At 67.1% G+C, this 19116-nt stretch carries 19 protein-coding genes; 6 read left to right on the top strand and 13 right to left on the bottom strand.

What is annotated here, in order from left to right:
* The first annotated feature begins 699 nt into the window (after positions 1-699).
* Positions 700-1725, top strand: a complete 1026-nt coding sequence (locus tag OG332_RS23080) for a tetratricopeptide repeat protein (protein WP_327415251.1) — start codon at positions 700-702, stop codon at positions 1723-1725.
* Between the two features lie 121 nt (positions 1726-1846).
* On the opposite strand, the gene OG332_RS23075 is transcribed toward OG332_RS23080, so the two are convergent.
* Both OG332_RS23075 and OG332_RS23070 read right to left on the bottom strand, forming a co-directional pair.
* Entirely contained in the window at positions 1847-3070 is a 1224-nt protein-coding gene (locus OG332_RS23075; protein ID WP_327415250.1) for a HEPN-associated N-terminal domain-containing protein, read from the bottom strand.
* A gap of 27 nt (positions 3071-3097) precedes the next feature.
* Positions 3098-3715 (bottom strand): hypothetical protein, encoded by a 618-nt coding sequence (locus tag OG332_RS23070; RefSeq protein ID WP_327415249.1) that lies wholly within the window; start codon positions 3713-3715, stop codon positions 3098-3100.
* A gap of 292 nt (positions 3716-4007) precedes the next feature.
* Between OG332_RS23070 and OG332_RS23065 the strand changes: the two genes are divergently transcribed.
* Together OG332_RS23065 and OG332_RS23060 are read left to right on the top strand one after the other, a co-directional pair.
* Positions 4008-4343: a hypothetical protein gene (locus OG332_RS23065; protein ID WP_327415248.1), complete on the top strand. Its 336-nt coding sequence runs from the start codon at positions 4008-4010 to the stop codon at positions 4341-4343.
* 313 nt (positions 4344-4656) lie between these two features.
* Complete coding sequence (locus OG332_RS23060; protein ID WP_327415247.1) at positions 4657-5076, top strand: SAV_6107 family HEPN domain-containing protein; 420 nt, start codon at positions 4657-4659, stop codon at positions 5074-5076.
* A gap of 315 nt (positions 5077-5391) precedes the next feature.
* Here the strand turns inward: OG332_RS23060 and OG332_RS23055 are convergent, their stop codons facing one another.
* From OG332_RS23055 to OG332_RS23040, 4 genes are all read right to left on the bottom strand, one after another.
* The gene (locus OG332_RS23055) at positions 5392-5967 is read right to left on the bottom strand and encodes a PIN domain-containing protein (protein WP_327415246.1); all 576 of its coding nucleotides are present in this window, start codon (positions 5965-5967) and stop codon (positions 5392-5394) included.
* A gap of 42 nt (positions 5968-6009) precedes the next feature.
* Positions 6010-6459, bottom strand: coding sequence for a helix-turn-helix domain-containing protein (locus OG332_RS23050; protein ID WP_327415245.1), 450 nt, complete (start codon positions 6457-6459; stop codon positions 6010-6012).
* A 575-nt stretch (positions 6460-7034) separates the two neighbouring features.
* Complete coding sequence (locus tag OG332_RS23045; protein ID WP_327415244.1) at positions 7035-7574, bottom strand: SixA phosphatase family protein; 540 nt, start codon at positions 7572-7574, stop codon at positions 7035-7037.
* Positions 7571-8401, bottom strand: a complete 831-nt coding sequence (locus OG332_RS23040; RefSeq protein ID WP_327415243.1) for a hypothetical protein — start codon at positions 8399-8401, stop codon at positions 7571-7573. The genes OG332_RS23045 and OG332_RS23040 overlap by 4 nt, the downstream gene beginning before the upstream one ends.
* Positions 8402-8734: 333 nt before the next feature.
* On the opposite strand from OG332_RS23040, the gene OG332_RS23035 reads away from it, so the two are divergent.
* Both OG332_RS23035 and OG332_RS23030 read left to right on the top strand, forming a co-directional pair.
* A complete protein-coding gene (locus OG332_RS23035) occupies positions 8735-9091 on the top strand; it encodes a PRC-barrel domain-containing protein (RefSeq protein ID WP_327415242.1) in 357 nt (118 codons plus the stop codon).
* A 35-nt stretch (positions 9092-9126) separates the two neighbouring features.
* Entirely contained in the window at positions 9127-9297 is a 171-nt protein-coding gene (locus OG332_RS23030) for a hypothetical protein (RefSeq protein WP_327415241.1), read from the top strand.
* Between the two features lie 385 nt (positions 9298-9682).
* On the opposite strand, the gene istB is transcribed toward OG332_RS23030, so the two are convergent.
* The gene (istB, locus tag OG332_RS23025) at positions 9683-10519 is read right to left on the bottom strand and encodes an IS21-like element helper ATPase IstB (protein WP_327415240.1); all 837 of its coding nucleotides are present in this window, start codon (positions 10517-10519) and stop codon (positions 9683-9685) included.
* On the bottom strand, positions 10519-11787 hold the full coding sequence (gene istA / locus OG332_RS23020; protein ID WP_327414335.1) for an IS21 family transposase: 1269 nt from the start codon (positions 11785-11787) through the stop codon (positions 10519-10521). Before istA ends, istB begins: the two co-directional genes overlap by 1 nt.
* Before the next feature lie 211 nt (positions 11788-11998).
* On the opposite strand from istA, the gene OG332_RS23015 reads away from it, so the two are divergent.
* On the top strand, positions 11999-13243 hold the full coding sequence (locus tag OG332_RS23015; protein WP_327415239.1) for an IS110 family transposase: 1245 nt from the start codon (positions 11999-12001) through the stop codon (positions 13241-13243).
* A gap of 285 nt (positions 13244-13528) precedes the next feature.
* On the opposite strand, the gene OG332_RS23010 is transcribed toward OG332_RS23015, so the two are convergent.
* The 5 genes from OG332_RS23010 to OG332_RS22990 all read right to left on the bottom strand — a co-directional run bounded on the left by OG332_RS23010 (position 13529) and on the right by OG332_RS22990 (position 19096).
* Positions 13529-14299, bottom strand: coding sequence for a hypothetical protein (locus tag OG332_RS23010; protein ID WP_327415238.1), 771 nt, complete (start codon positions 14297-14299; stop codon positions 13529-13531).
* Between the two features lie 2 nt (positions 14300-14301).
* Positions 14302-15042 (bottom strand): helix-turn-helix domain-containing protein, encoded by a 741-nt coding sequence (locus OG332_RS23005; RefSeq protein ID WP_327415237.1) that lies wholly within the window; start codon positions 15040-15042, stop codon positions 14302-14304.
* Between the two features lie 1143 nt (positions 15043-16185).
* The gene (locus tag OG332_RS23000; RefSeq protein WP_327415236.1) at positions 16186-16896 is read right to left on the bottom strand and encodes a hypothetical protein; all 711 of its coding nucleotides are present in this window, start codon (positions 16894-16896) and stop codon (positions 16186-16188) included.
* Positions 16897-16971: 75 nt separating this feature from the next.
* A complete protein-coding gene (locus tag OG332_RS22995) occupies positions 16972-18513 on the bottom strand; it encodes a DUF1254 domain-containing protein (protein ID WP_327415235.1) in 1542 nt (513 codons plus the stop codon).
* Between the two features lie 229 nt (positions 18514-18742).
* Positions 18743-19096, bottom strand: a complete 354-nt coding sequence (locus tag OG332_RS22990) for a hypothetical protein (RefSeq protein ID WP_327415234.1) — start codon at positions 19094-19096, stop codon at positions 18743-18745.
* Positions 19097-19116 lie beyond the last annotated feature (20 nt).

Here is a 19116-nt window from a genome sequence, read left to right as displayed (position 1 = left end):
CGCCAACGGCATCTCCGCGGACGACTGCTCGGCCTGGACCATGACTCCGAGGACCGCAAGTCCAGCAGCCGTGCCGAGCGCCCAGACCCAGCTCAGGACTGTCCCCAGCGGGTCGGATAACGGGACCCGGCTCACCGCCACACCCCCCGGAGGGCGGGGTAGCGGCAGACACCGACCACTAGGGAAGGCGGGATCGTACGGGTCCGTGCGCTGTCAGCGGGCATCGCCACCGTCGGTTCCTCTCACGTGTCCGGGCAGGCACCAACAGGCCCTGAACGGGGCCTGTTCGAGCCATTCGGAGATCTGCGGGGTGATGTTCAGTGAACGGCGGTCCGCCCTCTCGGGACAGGGCCCAGGATGTAGTCCTGCGTAATCCCGCGTAATCCAGGTGGGGAGGGTGACGGGGTGCCGAGGAACCCGGCCGTCGCGGATCTGATCAAGCGGGCCTGCCAGGAACGGGGCTGGGGGCCTTCGGAGTTGGCACGTGCTCTTGGCCTGGCCGAATGCGGCGATCCGCGGCGCCTGCAGCGCCAGCACGCCCGGCGTTGGATCGAGGGAGAACGGACTCCCGGCCACTGGTGGCCCTACATCGCGCAGGTGCTGGGGCTGGACCCCGAGGCGATCAACCTTCCGGAGCCCATGCCTGCGGCACCCCACGCAGATACCGTTGCATCAGTCCTGCACCTGGGAAGGAGCGACGTGGAACGTCGGGAGTTCATCCTCGCCTCCAGCGGATACGCCCTGTCCGCACTCGGCCTGCCCGACATGGACAGCATCACCCGCCGGACCAAGACCGCTTCCGTCGGCGCCGTCCGAGTCGGCCAGGGTGAGGTCGCGGCCGTGCGCCACATGGTCAAGGCCCTCGGCGACTCCGCCTCCGAACTCGGCGGCGGCCACGCCCGCCACCTGGCCGTCCGATACCTCACACAGGACGTCGCCCCCTGGCTGGAGGGACGCTTCACCGAGGCCACCGGCCGAGACCTGTTCGCCGCCACCTCCCAGCTCGTCCACCTCGCCGGCTGGATGGCCCAGGACGAAGGCGACACCCCCGAACTCCGCGGACTCGCCCAGCGCTACTACGCGCACTCATTCCGCCTGGCCGCCGAAGCCAGCGACCCAGAGCTGTCGGCGACCGCCCTCCGCGGCCTCGCCGTGCAGTGCGTCGACCTCGGTTACCGGGCCGAGGCAGTCCAGCTCGGCGAAGCCTGCGTGGACTACGGCCGCCACCTCGACAACCCGCGCGCCGTCGCCTACTACGAGGCCACCCTCGCCAACGCCGCCGCCCAGGACGACGACCGCCGCATGGCCACCAAGCACCTCGCCATGTCCGAGGCGGCCATCGGCAAGCCGGCAGCCGCGGGCGGAGACTCCTGGGCCGCGCACTACTCCCCCGGCCGCTGGGCCCACGAGTCCGGCATGATCCTCTCCCGCCTCGGCGACCTCGACGCCGCCGAGGAACACCTCCACCTCGCCCTGGACATCCACGGCCTCGACCGCCGCCGCACCCGAGCCATCGTCCTCGCCGACCTCGGAGGCGTCCGCCTCCGCCAAGGCGACGTCGACGGAGCCATGGCCACTTGGCGCGACTTCCTCGATTGCGCGGATGGCATCCGCTCAGTGAAGGTCCAGGCGGCCCTGCAGGACATGCGCGTCCGCCTGCGCCGATACAGCGGAGTCCCAGAGGCCCAGGAGCTCCGCGAGCGAGCAGCCCGTATCGCAGACTGACTGCCGATATGCCCATTCTGCACCAAGGCCCCTGTTGCCATTCCAGGCATACGGCGACAAAAGCGTTTGGCTTCACGCCCAAATCTCACATAGGCCGTCGTTGCCAGTTTGGCCGCAAGCATCATGGCTCGACAACAAAAGACGGGCCTGTGCAAAGTGACGCAGGATCAAGGATCATTCTAAGGCTTTCGACCTCCCCCTCTTGAACCTCGCCAGCAGAGTCCACACATCGATCGTGAGGCACATTCAGCACTGCAGCAACACCACCGGTGAGAGAAGACGAATAAAGAAGACCGGCCACCCTCGCGCTAGGGCGGAACACGTGGAGCAGATACTCGGTGACCACCTGGGTGGGCACATAGTCAATCTGCTCATACAGGGAGCGCGCAGGCTTACTCAGCGCCTCAATGAAAGAATGCAGGAAGATCAGAGTTCGTCGGTCCGCCGCATGGTCCGGGTCGAACATAGAGGGGACCGATGGCACACCCGTAAAGTCAACCACGAAGCATGAGTGAGAGATCTCAAATTCACCTGCAGTGGCCCAAGGCTCCCCACCCCGTACCGACGTCTCCCTGAGAGCCGTGTCGAAATCGAAGGCCCCGTAGAACATGGGAATACCAGCAGGGCTCATTCGATTAGCCTGTCGCGCAAGCTCCCGCGGTGCCGTACCCAGGCGTCTCGCATTCCAACTGACCTGAGGCTCCGGGTGCGTCAAGGCCCGCCAAACCCGAGTACCGGCAGGCAGCTCCGTAACCAAACCAAATCGATCTACAAATTCCCCGACATGTTCAAGAATTCGAGCTGGGGAAACTTCTCCATGCTCAAGCTCTTCCTCCGCCTGCAGCCAGAAAACGTACCGCGTGCGATGCTGAACCGCGTCACAGAACCGCTGCCAGCTGTTATATAGCGCCTCGTCGCGCCGTGGGGCGATGAAATCAACGGGAACCCAACACTGGTCCTCCATGGCCCCACATACTGCTTCCAGAAGGCCATCGCCGACCAGCACATCAGCACCGCACTCGTGCACCACATCCCACGTATCCAACACATCCCACTGATAGCCGCCCTCGCGGGTGACGTATGACACCCCCTCAGCGTCGGCTGAACCGTACTCACGGCATACGCCTTCCACGAACAACTCCAGCAGCACATCGAGCTCGGCCGCCGGTGATCCCCCGCAGAAGTCACACTCGACATCGATATCCTGAGCGGCGCTGATCGCAGCTTCAAGGGCATAGTCATCAACGCACCCAGCGCATACATGCTTACTGGTAAACGACCAGCCTTGATCTATTTGCTGCTGCATCCATCGCTTGGCGAGTCCCAAGTGCACCACCGGTTCCATCTAGGCCTGGCAAAACCATGAAGACGATCAGGCGCTAACATCAAGATCAGATGCGGCATCAACACCGAGGTCGTCACGCATAAGTTGCCGCATATGCGCGAGAAGGCTCCATGCGCCATCAACGCCATCCTCGAATCGGGACAGATCTTCAGAGGTAGGCACGCTAGAAGCCGCAATTCGTTTCAGTTCACCATAGGCAGCGTTGAGTCGGCGACTCGCGGCCCCAGCCCCTACCAGGACGGCAGCTGGGACAATCATCTGGGCCTCGGCGTAACTCTCCCTGTGCACCACACGGCGGGTTTCCAATCCCTCCATCGCGGCTTCGGCCCCCGTACGCTTTCGCAGGGCGTACAAGAGATCCACCTGGGCAGTCAGATACTGACGGGAAGCAGTATTGAGCGCGATATAGCAGGAGCGCTTCAATACCTCGTCAGCTTCAGTGCGCCTCTCCGTCCGCTCCGCCGCCCTCAGCGCCTCTGCGTGATCGCGCTCCTCACGCCTTTGGGTCGCTGCCGACTGCAACTCCATCCGTTTCGTGCGGTCAGCGCGAATCTGAGTCAGCAACGCCGCCCCCAACGTTCCTGCGACACCGACCACCGCCACGAGCAAGGCGGTCCCCCCAGCACCCACGGTCCACTCCTTCACTGGCTCAGCTCAGCTCAGCTCACCATACGGCGATCGGAATCAGATGGTTGCTGAAGGCTGACCAGTCACCAGCGACCCCGCCGAGGCCGCAGCCAAGGATGAGTTCTGCAGTCTCCCGTTGCTTCTCAGACAGATGTCCCCAAGTCCTACCGGTCCAGACCGGGGACCTGTCATTCTGAACAGTCGCCAGCGGGGAGATCACCTCCTCGGCGTCGGTGCGCACAGAGCTGGGGGGAGTCGTGGCCAGATGCCCGTAGTAGAGGCGTGCCTTTGGGGCCTCTTAGGTGCGGCCTTGATCGAGGGGCTGGATCTCTACACGGCCATCCACACCACCGATGGCTGGCCATGGAAGAAGAAGGGGCAGCCGGCCCTGGCCCCCTACCTCGTGGCGCTAGTGATCAGGCTGGGGGTAGGCACCGGCCTGACAGCAGCCTTCGCGGCATCCCAGCAGGTTGCTGGGGCACTGGCCGCAGTCACCGTAGGCATAGCTGCACCCAAGATCCTGCAGCAACTGGCCAAGCAGGGACTGTCTCACCAGGCTGTCGAAGCGCCCCCCGCAGTAGACCGCCTGGAACCGGGGGCAGGGGCCCTTCCAGACCCGCAAGGAGGACAGATCGGTGCGCTCTAAATCGTTCGCAGCTCAAGTGCTGACAAATATCGCGCGCACGTCCCCTCCCTTCGAAACACGTGAGTCGCACGTCGCTCAGCGCCCCATCGGAGACAGACAGGGAAATCGGTCATTCGGCTCGTGGCTGCTGCATGCCTTGGCGTTCTCACCCGTGCATGAAGATTCGTCTGGCTCTGACGAGATGCGTTCCTCGCCAAGACGTCTCGGGGGACCAGTCTTGGTGTACGCGCGGACGACAGACCGCGAGGACCAGCCTCCGTCGATCAGGAACCACCGGCCACGACCACTGCGCTCTTCACCAGGAGCGGCAACCATGCTCGCGAAGGCCCGCGAAGGTCTGGAAGTTGCAGGTGACCTTGATGACCCTCTTGAGCAGTACGCGGTACTTCATCTTTCGGCGCTACGCGCGGCAGCAGCGGTACTCGCGGCCATGGGGCGACCGGAGAGGATCCCCGGACGTCGTCCGCGTATTCGAAGCGCCTGGGAGATGTTGCCCGAGCTTGCTCCCGAGCTCGCCGAGTTCGCCGAGTACTTCGCAGCGGCAGCCCCCAAGCGGGCTCGCGCCGAGGCAGGTATCGCCGAGGCCGTCAACGCCCACGACGTCGCAGACTTGCGGCGAGTCACCACGCTGTTCTTGCGACAGGTAGCAACACTCGAAGCGGTCAAGGAGTCTCTCGCAACCCGGGACACGAGCAGTGGGAATGGCACTGCAAGCATGCCTCGGAGCAGCTAGGCGGTTCAGGCGACCTGCTCAACTCGGCCATGCGTGCCGAGAACCCCGGGCACGGAGACCGCGCGTGCCACTACGTGCCAGTCAGGGCGGTAAACAGCGGTCTCTAGGGGTCTTCCCGCAACCCGCCGAAGGATCACCTGTAGCAGCGTTCTCGCAGGTCAGGGGAATATTCGGGTGGGAGTGCCGGGTGATTCCCAAGCTTATAGCGCGGGTTCGATTCCCGTCATCCGCTCCACAACGAAGCCCCAGGTCAACAACCTGGGGCTTGTTCGTCGTCTAGACCTTTCTCGCCGTCGCCCACCACCTGCGCCCGCATCACCTCGTGCAATGTCCGAGGTAATGCGTCAGGAGGTCCGCGAAGCGCGGCAAGCCGGCTTTCGCAAGTCGGGCAACGGCATCGACAATCGTCACGGGCGGGTTGCGCTTCTCTCCGGCGAGCCTGACCACCGTCTGCGCCACCTCGTGCGGCAACTCGTCATACAGCCCGCACAGATAGGAATCCGGGTCGAGCACCCGCACTCCATGCTCAGCCAAGTCACCGGCAGGGAAGTCTGCGAGATTCCATGTGATCAGCGCGTCCGCTCCTGCAGCCACCGCTGCCGCAGCATGGTGCCGATCATCGGGGTCATCGCCCGGCATTTCATCCACAAGGTGCTCATACGCCGCCGCCGGGATCTCACAGTCGGCGAAGAAGCGTCGAACGGCTTGGACAACTGCGGCAGCCGACTCCGCCGAACGCCTTCCCTCCCGGACGATGACCCGCTCCCACTCCGCGAGCAGTCGTTCGGACCACACGATCTCGTGGATGGAGTCCTCCGTGAGGGCCAGCATCACGTCCATCACCGAGAACGGAAACAAGACGTTGGTGTCCACAAAGACCCGCGCTGCCACGCTTCCCCTCTTCCTCCTTAACAACTGCCGGTGACACCCACGTCAATACGGCAGGTCGGAGCCCTCCAAGGCGTCAGCGATCTGACGCCGCCCCTCCCTGCGGCGCTCACGCTGCCGCTGGAATGCCAGCACGTCCGCAAGGCGGACCACGCGGTGACTGCTGCCGGGAAGGTTCATCGAGGGGATGTCGCCGGCGTCAAGCAAGCGGGCGACGAACGGCCGAGACAGGCCCAGAAGCTCAGCCGCCTCAGCAGGCGACAACTGCACCTCGGACGCCAGGACCGTCACCGCATGCCCGCGCGCCAGCTCACCGGCCGAGGCCAGAAGGACGCGGACCAGCTCCCTCGGCAGTGTCAGTTCGCCGCCGTCCGGGGTGCGCACCAAGAGCTCGACCGAGTCCGGCGTCATCCGAGCAGCAGCAGCGAGCGCGCCCTGGTGCGAGGGGTTCGGTTCGACCTTCCCAGCATGGGCAAGAACGCTGGAACGAGCCATGGCCGCCTCCAATCACTGACCCCGGCGAGAATGCATCTGAAATAACTGTAACCGGGTGCTCCGCCGTGGGCAACCGTTGAGAGGACGCGTCCGTAGCCGCGCCCGTAGGAGTGATCCATCCCCGCTTTCTCGGTTCTGCCTGGCCGCCGGTCCGGCGAAGCCCTCGGAGCGGATGCGTAAACGGCGGCACGCCAAGCCGACACCCGCACGGCCGGGCACCCTCCCCAGCGGCGTCGCCCCTGACGTCACACAGGAGTCCGTGCCACAACATGCCAGCAGGGGCGGTAAACAGCGGTCAACAAGGGGGCCGCAGAAGCACCCACGACACAGCCACCAGCGACCGTTTCCGCAGGTCAGCAGCTATAGCTGGACCCAAGTGCCGAGTGATTCCCGCGCTTATAGCGCGGGTTCGATTCCCGTCATCCGCTCTTCCAAGAAGGCCCAGGTCAGCGACCTGGGCCTTCTTGATTGTTCAGACCTCTCAGGGCATGCCCGCCCTCTGCTTGCCCCAACTCCGCGAGACGCTCGGCGAGTTCCGCGGCACCTCTCCTTCGGCACCGGTCGGGACCGCCCCGTCAGGGGTTCGCACAGGGGTTCGCACCGCGGGGCACGACCATGTCGGTCAGCCGGGCGGCATCAGGTTCAAGGGACGACCAGGGCCCCGGCACGCGCAGCACGGCGATCGCGGATGTCGGGAACTTCGTACGGGTCTGCTCCAGCGCGTAGCCGTCCGTCTCACTGGCAAGCAGCAGGACCAGCTCCTGCACGCCGGGGTTGTGCCCGATCAGCATCAGCGTCCGTACTTGCGCGGGGATCTCTCGTACGACGTCGAGCAACTCCCCGGCGCTCGCCCGGTAGATGCGTTCCTCGTGGATCACCGCAGTGCCGGCGCCGAACTCGGCCGCGACGAGGTCCCACGTCTGGCGGGTGCGACGGGCAGGGGAACACACGACGAGGTCGGGAACACAGTCGGCTTCGCGCAGCCAGCGGCCGGCCGCCGGGGCGTCACGGCAGCCGCGCGGGGCGAGTGGCCGCTCGGAGTCGGCCACGTCCGGCGGCCAGGCCGACTTGGCGTGCCGCAGGACGACCAGCCGCCGCAAGGTGCCCGAAGTCATGGCGTCGCCGGGTGCTGGTGGCCGACCTGGCGCGCGAGGTCCAGCCCGAGTACGCGGTCGAGAAAGGCGAACGTCTCGAACTTGGCACCGGCCGGCACATCGGCGCGCTTCGCCACGCTGACCAGCATGTCCAGGACAGCTGGGACGCCGAGATCATCGGCGAGCGCGGCATGGGCCTGTCGCAGCACGTCGGCGGGGATCGGCTTGGACGGCTCCTGTGCCCAGTCGGCCACCTGCTGCCGCCAGTGCCTCAGCATCCGCCGAGCCTCGTCGAGCGCGGCGCTGGTGACCGTGACCGGCGTGCTGTGGGCGTGGCCGAGCAACAGCATCCTCACAGCCAGCGGGTCGGTCCCCTCCGGGGCGAATGCGTCCGGGAGATCCGAGGCGAGGAGGTGGCCACGGCCTGGGACGCCCCCGTCCGGGGGTGCCGGGCTGACCTGGCCCACGTCGATCCGGACCCCGCCGACGGCGTCCTGCACGGAGGTGCCGTACGCGAGCACGTGCACGTCGGCAGCGGCGCACATCGTCTCGGTCAGATGGTGAACGCCGACGGTGGCGGGCGGGTGGATGCCGAGAACGGCCATGGCCCGTTCGAGCGTCTGGGCCGGCTCAGGCGGCAGGTCCGGCGTAGCGAGGACCGTGACGGACTGCAGCCCATGCAGCTCCGCGGTGCGCGCCAGTACGTCGCCGACCAGGGGCGCCCGCAGGTGCACCGCGCCGATCCCGGTGTCGATGACCGGCAGGTGGACGCAGATGCGCAGCAGGTGGCGGTGTGCGGAGGGGATCTCCACGAGGCGGCCGGTGCGAGTGTCGGCGATACGCAGCATGATGCGGAGGCTAGCCGTGGAAACCTCCGGTACGGGGGAGGACCTGACCAGGACGCCAACGTTGTGGAATAACGCGCGTCGCACGGCCGTAGGGCGCGGGCCCCATCCGCGCCCTTGGGCGGAAGCGTCGCTCGGGCGCGCTGCTGCCAGGATTCTCACGGCGATAGGTGGCCTGTACCGCCGCGAAACATCACTGGTGCCGGAGAAGCACCAGGGGCATACCATGATGAATGGGTCGGTGCACTCTCACGTGCAGCGCCCGGAAGGGCGGCCCCGGCGTGTGAATGTGCCGGGGCCGTTGTGGCACCCTCGTCGCGCCGCAGGGAGCAGGGCATGATCCATTCAGCCGATATCCGCGAGTGGCGCGACTGCGACGTCGTCGACCCAAAAGGACACAGGATCGGCTCGCTGGAAGCGATCTACGTGCACACCGCTACCGACGAACCGGCCATGGCCACCGTCCTCACCGGCTTGCCCACCCGCCGGCGCCTGGTCTTCGTTCCTCTCGACGAGGCGATCGTGGGACCCGGCTACGTCAAGATCGCGCACGCCAAGGCAGTCGTGAAGAAGGCCCCGGCCATCGGCACTGATGACATCCTGCCCGCCGAGCAGGAAGAAGCGATCTTCAAGCACTACGAGATGGCCTACCAGCCCGGCGCCCACGGCGAACGGAAGCTCGCGCGCCGCTGACCGCCCCGAGCCCCGTGCCAGAGGAGGTGCTCGCAATGGCGATCTTCCTGTTCCTGCTTCTCGTGGCCGTCATCGTGGGACTCATCGGCGCGGTGGTGGAGGGCATGCTCTATCTCCTGATCATCGCCATCCTGCTCGTCGTGGCCGACGTGGCCTTCATCGCCATACGACGGTCACGACGCTCGCATCGCAGCCACCTTCGGTAGTACTCGCAGGGGCCTTCCACCCGTGCCCCATCCGTGCCCTTCGGAGGGGTGAACAGTGGTCGACAGGGGTACAGCGGCACCCTCGCAGCAGGCCACCCAGCAAACAATATTTGCAGGTCAGCGATCCAGCGCACCTTCGGTGCGCGCCGGGGGCGTGGTAAATCCCGGGCGCGCGCCGGGGGTGCTTCTGTCTGCCCTGCCGGGGGCTGGTACCGGTTCGGGAACCTTGGGGTGTTCGTTCCGGCCGAAACCGATGCCTCTGTGATGCCCGTGAGCTCGCAGGTCAGCGTGGTGCTGGGGGCCGTCCACGGGAATGTCGGCGGCGGCTGAACCGTGACCCAGTTTGGGCGGTTGAGTTCTGACCCTCGCGTCGTCGGTGGTCTTGTCAGTCGTTGTCGGTGGCGGTGGGGATGCGGCCAAGTTCGCGGCCCCGCATGCGGTAGGAATCGCCTTTGAGGGAGTGGACCTCGGCGTGGTGGACGAGTCGGTCGATCATGGCGGCGGCGACGGTCTCGTCGCCGAAGGTCTCTCCCCAGCGTCCGAAGGGCTTGTTCGAGGTGACGATCACGCTGGCCCTCTCGTAGCGGTTCGAGACGAGCTGGAAGAACAGGTTCGCGGCCTCGGCCTCGAAGGGGATGTAGCCGACCTCATCCACCACGATCAGCGGATAGCGGCCGAGCTTGACCAGCTCGTCCTGGAGGCGGCCGGTCTGGTGGGCGGCGGCGAGGCGGTCGACCCACTGGGCGGCGGTGGCGAACGCGACGCGGTGGCCGGCCTGGCAGGCCCGGACCGCGAGGCCGGTGGCGAGGTGGGTCTTGCCGGTGCCCGGCGGGCCGAGGAAGACGGCGTTCTCCTTGGCCGCTATGAAGTCCAATGTTCCCAGGTGGGCGAGTTGTTGGCGCGTCAGGCCGCGCAGATGGGTGAGATCGAGTTCCTCGATGGTCTTGATGGCGGGGAAGCGGGCGGCGCGGATGCGGCCCTCGCCGCCGTGGCTGTCGCGGGCCGAGACCTCGCGTTGCAGGCAGGCGACCAGGTACTCGGTGTGGGTCCAGGACTCGGCCTGGGCACGTTCGGCCAGGCGCTCGGCGGCGTCCAGGAGGGCGGGTGCCTTCAGGGCGCGGGCGAGGAAGGCGAGGTCGGCGGCGGTCTGCCGGCCGGTTCGGGTCGCCTGGCCGTCCGTCCTCGCCCTGTCGGCCGTGGTCTTCGTGGCGGTGCGGGTCATCAGGTGTCCTCCTTTCCGGCGCCGCCCTCGATGAGGGTGAACATGCGGTCGTAGGTGCCCAGTTCGCGTTGCTCGACCTCGATGCCGAGGCTGTCCGGGGCCAGGACCGCGGCCCGGGCGGCGGCCGCGCGGGCCGCCCGCTGGTGGATCACTTCGCCGCGCAGAACTTGGGCCGCGGCGGCGTGGTCGGGGTCGGTGATCGACTGGTGTTTGGCCCAGCAGCGGGCGTGTCGGGCCACGATGTCGCTGCCGGCGATGACGGTGACCTCCTCGTTGTCGGCGCGGACCATGACCCTCTTGCCGATGGCGCCGGGGTGGACGGAGTAGTCGTTGGTGTCGACGCGGATGTAGTGGTCTCGGCCGATACGGGTGTGGAAACGCCACCAGTGCGGCGGGGTGACCGGCGGGATGGCGAGCATCGCCGCGCGGTCGGCCTCCCAGCGGTCCACCGGCCGGGCGGCGATGACGCGGTGCTGGCGCCGGTTGGCGATCTGCAGCCAGGCGGTCAACTGGGTGTTGAAGCCGTCCGGGCCGGTGAAGGTCCGCCCGGGCAGAAAGCTGGTCTCCAGGTAGCCGTTCGCCCGCTCGACCAGGCCCTTCGCCTCCGGGTCGCGGGGCCGGCAGAGGTGAACCTTCACGGCGAGAAGTCCGGCGAACGCGGCGAACTCGCTGGTCAGCCTGCCCTTGCCGATCCCGGCTTCGTTGTCCCAGACCAGCATCTTCGGGACGGCTCCCCAGCCGTCGGCCAGCAGGCGCCAGTGTCCATCGATCAGGTCGCCGGTCTGCCGGGAGGGCAGCATCCGGGCCGTGATCACCCGCGAATACCCCGAGACGATGACCAGGACCGGAGGCCGGCCGGACTGACCGTAGCCGAGCGGGATGTCCACCGGTGGGAACCACAGGTCGCACTGGGCGAGCTCGCCGGGCTGGTAGACCGTCCGCGAGACCGGGTCGACCGGCAGGCAGGACGGCCGGAGCTCGCGCACGCGCTCCTTGAGGATCGTCAGCCCGCGCTCCCAGCCGATCCGCTCGGCGATGACGGTGGCGGGCATCGTCGGGGTCTGTTTCAGCAGCTCGCGGATGGCGGGCTCGAACGCGTCCACCGCCGAGCCCTTCAGCGGACGCTGGTAGACGGGCGGCCGGTCGGTGGCCAGGGCGCGTTTCACCGTGTTCTTCGAGATGCCCAGATGCCGGGCGATCGCCCGGATCGGCATGTGCTCGGCCCGGTGCAGTCGCCGGATCTCAGCCCAGTCCTCCACGGAAATCACCCTCTCCTCCTGACCCTCAATGAAGATCAGGATGATCAGACGATCGCGAGGTGGGTCACCGTTGATCCGCCGTTCAGCGGTCAGTTTTCACCCGTCGCCGAGACGGGAACCGTGGAGTGTTGCTGTGAAGCACGTGCGTCAGAATTCCTGATTCACCCTGGCCCTCCCGGAACGGCATACCCGGTTGTCCGGCGAGGGAGGGAGCAAGACCGTGGACGTGCTGCACGAACGCTGCGCCGGCCTCGACATCAGCAAGAAGGACGCCAAGGTATGCGTCCGCACCCCCAGTACGAAGCGGCGGGGGTCCTTCACGGCCGAGACCACGACGTGGGGATCGACCTCGAACGCAGTCCTGGACCTGCGGGATCACCTGCTCGCCACCGAGGTCACCCTGGTGGTGATCGAGGCGACCTCGGACTATTGGAAGCCGTTCTACTACGTGCTGGCCGAGGGCTTGAACGTGATCCTCGTCAACGCGCGGCAGGTCAAGAACCTGCCCGGCCGCAAGACGGACGTCTCGGACGCGGCCTGGCTGGCCCAGCTCGGCGCCCATGGCCTGGTGAGGCCCTCCTTCGTCCCACCCCAGCCGATCCGCGAACTACGAGACCTCACCCGCGCCCGGACCACCGCCACCCGCGAACGCAGCCGTGTGGACCAGCGGTTGGAGAAACTCCTGGAGGACACCGGAATCAAGCTGTCCGCGGTCGCCTCCGACATCATGGGCGTCTCCGGCCGGGCCATGCTCGAAGCCCTCATCCGCGGCGAAGCCGACCCGCACGTCCTCGCGGACCTGGCCAAACGCAAGCTCCGCAGCAAGATCCCCGAACTCACCGAGGCCCTGACCGGACGCTTCCGCGAACACCACGCCTTCCTGACCCGCCTGCATCTGGACCAGTACGACCAGCTCACCGGGATGATCGACCAGATCAGCGGACGGGTCGAGGAGGCGATGTCGCCCTTTCGTGGCGCCCTCGACCTGCTCGACACCATCCCCGGGATCAACCAGGCCACCGCCGAGGTGATCATCGCGGAGACCGGCGGGGACATGACACGGTTCGCCTCCGCCAAGCACCTCGCGTCCTGGGCCGGGGTCTGCCCCGGCCACCATGAATCCGCCGGCCGCACCAAGAACACCAAGGTCCGGCCCGGCAACCCCTACCTCAAAGGCGCCCCCGGGCTCGCCGCGTTCGGCGCGGTCAGAACCAAGGACACCTACCTCGCCGCCCGCTACAAACGCCTGACCGCCCGCCGCGGCCCGCTCAGGGCCCTGGTCGCCGTCGAGCACTCGATCATCACCGCGATCTGGCACATGCTCACCGACAACGCCGCCTACCAAGAACTCGGCGGCAGCTACTTCACCCAACGCGACCCCGAACGCGCCACCCGCCGGGCCATCGGCCAGCTCAACCAACTCGGCTACACCGTCACCCTCAACCCCAGGGAGACCGCCGCCTGACCGGCAGACCAGACACCCGGCGGCCCTCAACGGCCACCGGGCACCCAGCCCTGCCCACACCCACCCTGACCTGCTGCTATTTACGCGTCAGAGGCCATACCGGCACTCTGAGCGCCATAGATTCCCAAGCTTATAGCGCGGGTTCGATTCCCGTCATCCGCTCTTGAATGAAGGCCCAGGTCAGCGACCTGGGCCTTCATTGTTGTCTAGACCGGTTCAGGAGTCCGCACAGCTTGCGCACCACCTCGACGGCGACGAGGTCACGGGCGCTCGGCCGCCCTCACGTCACGCAGACGGAGACAAGAATGCGTACATGGCCTGGCCGTCAGCCCTCACACTCTCGTCGGGCAGTTGACGCCACGCGGCATGCTGCGAATCATGCAGAGCTTTCGCGAACGCGAGCTTCTTACGGTCGCCCTTGTCGAGTTGATCTCTGAGTTGCAGCGGATTGGCGGGCAACGAGAGCAAGAACGCCAGATCGCGGTAGTGGCGCTCCGGTGAAGCGGTCTTGATGCTCACCGCCGCAGCCTTCGCCACGATCGCCCCCAACAGGCTGGGGCGACGGATCCGGCCGGTCCGCGGCCCCAGTTGCACACTCACAGCCTCGGTTCTCTGCGCGGCCTGCCGGCCGCCCGGCACCTCCAGTGTGCGGCCGGGCGGCGTCGTCGTGAGGTCTGCACGGGGGCCGAGGTTGTCAGGCGCCAGCAGATCCACCACCAACCGTCGCTGCGGCTCCACACCACGCTGATAGCGGTGCAACAGGTTGCCCTGCGGCGACATGCCGGCGGGGGAGAACCCGAGCCGTTCCAGCGCCGCGACCAAACGGCGCAAGCTCTGCTGGTCCGACTGCACGTCAGCCAGGACATCCAGGTCGGCGCTCGCCGCCGGTGGGGTCCGACCGTGCTCCAGGCCGTGCAGGAGCACCATCTGCCCACCGATCAGCGACCAGGCATCCGGTACCTGCTCCGAAAGGTCGAACAGCACGCCCCACAACTCCACCAGCGGACCGGTGAACAGGTCCGACTCCAGTCGCACGTCGGGCAAATCAGCTGCCATGATCACACCCTCCGAGGCTGTGCGTAGCGAGTCAGCAGAGGCTCAAGCAACCCAGCTGCAGCAGCGTCGGCTCGGCCCTCGTGGCAGTCCAGCAAGTCGGCCGCCACTACTGAGGCGGGGGCGTCATGGCCCTGCCCAGGCGTCTCAGACCTTGAGGTCAGGAACGACCACATCTCCGCCGGGGGAATTCGGACCGAGACATTGCCCCGCTCTTCATCACGGACCATGCCGAACTCAGCTTCCAGCTTGTCGACCCTGTCGGGATGTGCGTAGATCTCCGCACGGCCGAGAGCGATGTAGTCCGCCCCCGCCTGCGCCGCGGCGCTCACTCCCCCCCTCACCACATCCTGAGCGGCGAGCAGAACCGGCAGTACGCCTGAATGAACGCGGTACGAGCGAACCTCGGCGCGGGCGGCAAGAAGCTCCTGGAGCAGGGCCGGAGCTGGCTGCCCGTGGGCAAGGAGGTTCCGCAACCGCGTCCTCACCCGGGACTTCTCGGCATCGGACAGGCTCACCGGCTGATGGCCGTCCAGCACCGCCAGAACGCCCCATGCATTGCGGGCCGACAGCGGTCTCCGCGAACGAGGGCCCCGGTCCTTGCGATCCCGGACGCTGTCCCCGGCAACCAGCCAACGACCACCGACTCGCTGCCCTTGCAGCTTCCCGTCATGCAGCAACTGACGGACACGGGAATCATCCACCCCGAGCAGGGCCGCAGCCTCTTTCACCGACAGCAGTTCCATGACCATCTCCTTGCGCCTCCCCTCACGAAATCAGGAGGGAACACGCAAGCAGTCTCCTACCCAGATCCCCTTGCGTCAAGCCTCACGCTTTCAGGAGGCAAGGCGCAACCACCGAGGCTGGGGATGTGCCGCACGACCCAGACCAACGGACGCGTACCCTATCCGTGCCCTTCGGAGCGGCGAACAGCGGTCAATACCGGTATGGGCGGACCCTCGAGGCAGCTCTTTCGGTAGACTGTTTCCGCAGGTCAGATGCCGTATGGATGCCCTGCACGTCGTAGATTCCCAAGCTTATGGCGCGGGTTCGATTCCCGTCATCCGCTCCACGACAAAGCCCCGGGTCAGCGACCTGGGGCTTGTTCATTGTCTAGACCTCTCAGGGCCCGCGCGCCAGTCCACAGGGGTGCGGGCCCGTCTGGTCCCGGCGGACACCGGCCACCTTCTCGTTCGGCTCGCGCCGGCGGGGAGGCCCGGATCAGCGCCGGTCCCGGCGGTCTTCGCGGTCGTCCCGGCGGTCCTCGCGCCGGTCACTGCGGCGACCGACCCCGTGGGCGACGACAGCTGCCGTGCCCACGACAGTCCGCTCCTCGCACGTCGGAGCGGGTCCCTCAACGGACTCCGACCACCAGCCTTGCACAGTCGCTGGGCACGCATCCTGGCCGAAGTTGGGCAACCCAGAAGGTGAGACAAGCCGAGGCCGACGCGGAACGGCTCATGAATGGCAGCATCACCGATGAGGCCGAAGCCCACGCGACCTTGCATGCCCGGAAAGCCATGGCCTACAAACCCTTCTCGCTCTGGGCCCGGCGGCACGGTAAGAGCTTCCCTATTCGTCAAGGCACCCGCCGCGCACGCGCGGCGAGCGCGGCCCGACGGCGCGGACGTGTGCTCCTGTCTGCCCCCACTCCAGCCCGGGGTGCCGGCCGCAGGCCTCTCGGCTCTGCGTTGATGGGAGAGCCCGCGGTGGTTCAGGGCAGCGGATCAGCTCACGCCACGGCGATGCCTCCGGCGGGAGCGCCCCGACTCCGGGATGGCGAGGTGCCGTTCGCGGGTGCTGGTTCTGATCTACGGCCTCGGCAACGACGGGAATCGCCTGACGCTCCTCGCCCGACGCCAGTAGGGATCCTTGGGACGAGAGAGGGGTTACGGCGTGTAGTTGCTGTACGGGCCGCCGACCCGGTCGTAGGTGTTGCCGAGTTCGTCCTGGGTGATTTTGACGGCGCCGTCGTCGGAGGTGAGGACCAGGTCCTCTTCGAGGGCCACGGTCCGGAAGGCCCAGCCCGAGGGCGGCTGCAGACGGCTGCCGAGGTCCTTGAGGCTGCCGTAGGTCTGGTGAGGGTCCACGATGAGGCCGGCCGATTTCATCACCCAGGAGTCGCCTTGCGGATCGTCGAGGATGAAGGCCGGGGAGCCCTTGCGGATCCCGAGCTGTGTGTCCCGCTTCCCGCTGATCTGCTTGTAGGCGACGTCCTGGTGTTTGCGCATTTCCTTGGGCACGTCCAGCCACATGACCCAGCGGGCTTTCAGCCCGTTGAAGTCGCGTTCCGCGCCGGCCAGGACCTCGACCCAGTCCAGGCACCAGAGTCTCGGGCCGTTCTTGAAGGCGCTGATGAGCTCGTACTGCTCTTTGAGAGCCGCTACGTCGACCCTGTCCAGCAGTGCCTGGGGGCAGGAGTCTCCCGTGCCCGTCGGGCTGTTCAGGCCCACGGTGTTGTAGATCCCGGCGACCAGATGTCCGGTGATCGCGTGGCCGCCGATCAGGAAGATTTCGGCGTAGCGCTCACCGCGGGTCTCATCGAAGTGCGTGAGAGTGGCGTTGGCGTCGTCCGGGGGCAGCTTCGCTGACAGCTTCATCGCACGCTCTTCCCGCTGTGTGTGGCGGTGCCACTGACTTTGTTCGACCGGTTGCGGTGTCGCTGGTGGGGGCGCTCAGGCGACCTTGATGATGCCCGGGCAGCGCCATGAGGCGGTGATCACATCCGGGTGGGGGCAGTACAGGCGAAGGATCACGAACCACCTGTCCGATCCGGAGGTGGGGAGCCAGTTCGACTCCCTGTCGCTACCGGGGGACTCTGCCTGCAGGTGGATGGTCAGTCCGCCTCCGGCGTCTCGCTGGAGACCGGGGGTGCGGTCACCTATCGAATAGCGGCCCGCCGGGTTTGCGATGAGGTTGAGGTCTTCCGCGGTGTACGCGGCGAGCGACCAGAAGGCGTCCACCGGCGGCACGTCGCCGGCTTCGAAGTGGAGCTCGTATCGGCCGTCGGGATCGAACTCGTTCCCCTCGGAATCTTCGAAGTTGAGCAGGTAGACGGCCTCCTCGGGGAAGTTGGCGGTGATGCCGGCCAGGGACTGGTCGGCGGCCCGCTGCAGGAAGTCGTCCCGGAAGCGGCCTTCCTCGGCCGGAGGGTAGCGCCAGCCGTTGACGCGCGTCGTCCAGTCGCCGCTGACGAACTGTGCACGCAGGAGTCCCATGCCGATCGCCGCGGCCCGGATCAGGCCCTGCTTCACCTGGGCGGGTTGCGCTTCGACATCGAGGCCCGGCCCGATTCCGATTCTGGCGAACTGGTCGAGGACCAGCGAGTGATGGGGTGGCGGCGGGTTCTCGGTGAGCATCGCGTTCAGCGTCTTCCACGGGGCCAGCGGGTCCTTGGAGGTATCCGCAGGCGCGTAGACCTCGCGGCGCTCGCCCGTCCCCGCTCCGCCCGTTCCCCACAGACCGAGCGGGGTCAATCGGTAGTCCTCCTGCAGAGCCCGGGCGGCGGGCACGTCCGCAGGACCGTCCACCAGTGTGCGGCCCAGCAAGAGGACCCACGGCGTCGGGGACGGCGCAACCGCCCTGACGCCCGACGGGAGCTCGCCGTGCCAGCCTGGTCCGGCGATCGCGAAGCTTCCCGCCTTGCTGCCGGTGGTGCGCTGCCCGACGTAGCCGTAGGTGTCGGAGGTGAAGGCCATGAGCTCGAAGGTGAAGTACCGCTCGCCCATGTCCGGGTGGGAGAGGATGATCGGCTCTTTCGTGAGGTCCAGCCAGGCCAGGGAGTACAGGGTGTCGTTGTTGGGGCAGCCGCCGTCCCTGTAGGTGGCGTCCATCAGGTGCGATGCGTGCCAGAAGTGGTTCACGGCGGCGTAGGGGACCACGCTGACGTCGCGCTTGTTGGTCACCCAGTCATGGCGGAGCTGGGCGTTGTAGATGTAGGGGAATCCGTAGATGAAGGCCTGGACGCCCGCGGTGTAGGCGTACTCGGCCCGCCAGTCGACGTGCCCGGTCAGCAGGGGCTTCACCGCCTGGCGCAGCATGGGGCCCGCCATGCGCATCTTCCGCGCGCGGTCGGCAAGAGCGTCCGGATGCCGCACGGCGTGGAAAGCCCGTCCGGCTCTCGTCGCCACCTTCGTGGTGAGCACCGACAGGTCGTGGGGGAGATGTCCCGCAGACTCCAGTACGGTGCCGGTGGAACGCGCGCCGTCCCGCTTCATTACCGCCACCCCTGTCGTGTCTTTGCCGTGGTGTGGGAGCCCCACATGGTGCTCACCTCTCGTTCGAGTCCTGACCCGGGGGAAGCCCAATGCGGGCGAGAATGCCGAGCGCCGTGCAGCCGGCCCTTGGCGCGTTGCCTCTGTGCCGGTCCTCGCCCATCCGCAGTCGGTCAGCCACCTGCTGAACCTCGGACCGGCCGGTCCAGGACAGCACCCGTGAAGCACGGGCCTACCCGCTTGTTCCTTCGGGGCGTGCCTTACGTGCCTCTTTGATGACTTTCACCAGAGCCGCTACGGCGTGGAAGAGCGTCGTCGTCCCCAGTACGACGGCGCCGAGGACGATCCACCCGTCGAGTTGGGGTTCAGCCCTGTGGTGCCGGGCCGGCTCGGTACCCGGTTCGGGCGCGGCCGGCAGCTCGTCTCCCAGCATCTCTCTGACGATCTCCACAGCGCCCGCAATGGCGTGGAAGAACGCTCCCGCCGCCATCGTCGCGGCGCCGATGAAGAGCCAGCCCGCCCGGCCGATCTCCTCCGGGGGCTGCGCCGACGTGGCCATCGCCTTGCCGTGTCCGATGTGGGGCATTCGGTCCGCCTCCTTCGCCT

This window comes from Streptomyces sp. NBC_01233, assembly GCF_035989305.1.
Taxonomy (GTDB): domain Bacteria; phylum Actinomycetota; class Actinomycetes; order Streptomycetales; family Streptomycetaceae; genus Streptomyces.
Note: the sequence above shows the minus strand (reverse complement) of the source record. Positions and strands in the feature narration are given on the sequence as shown.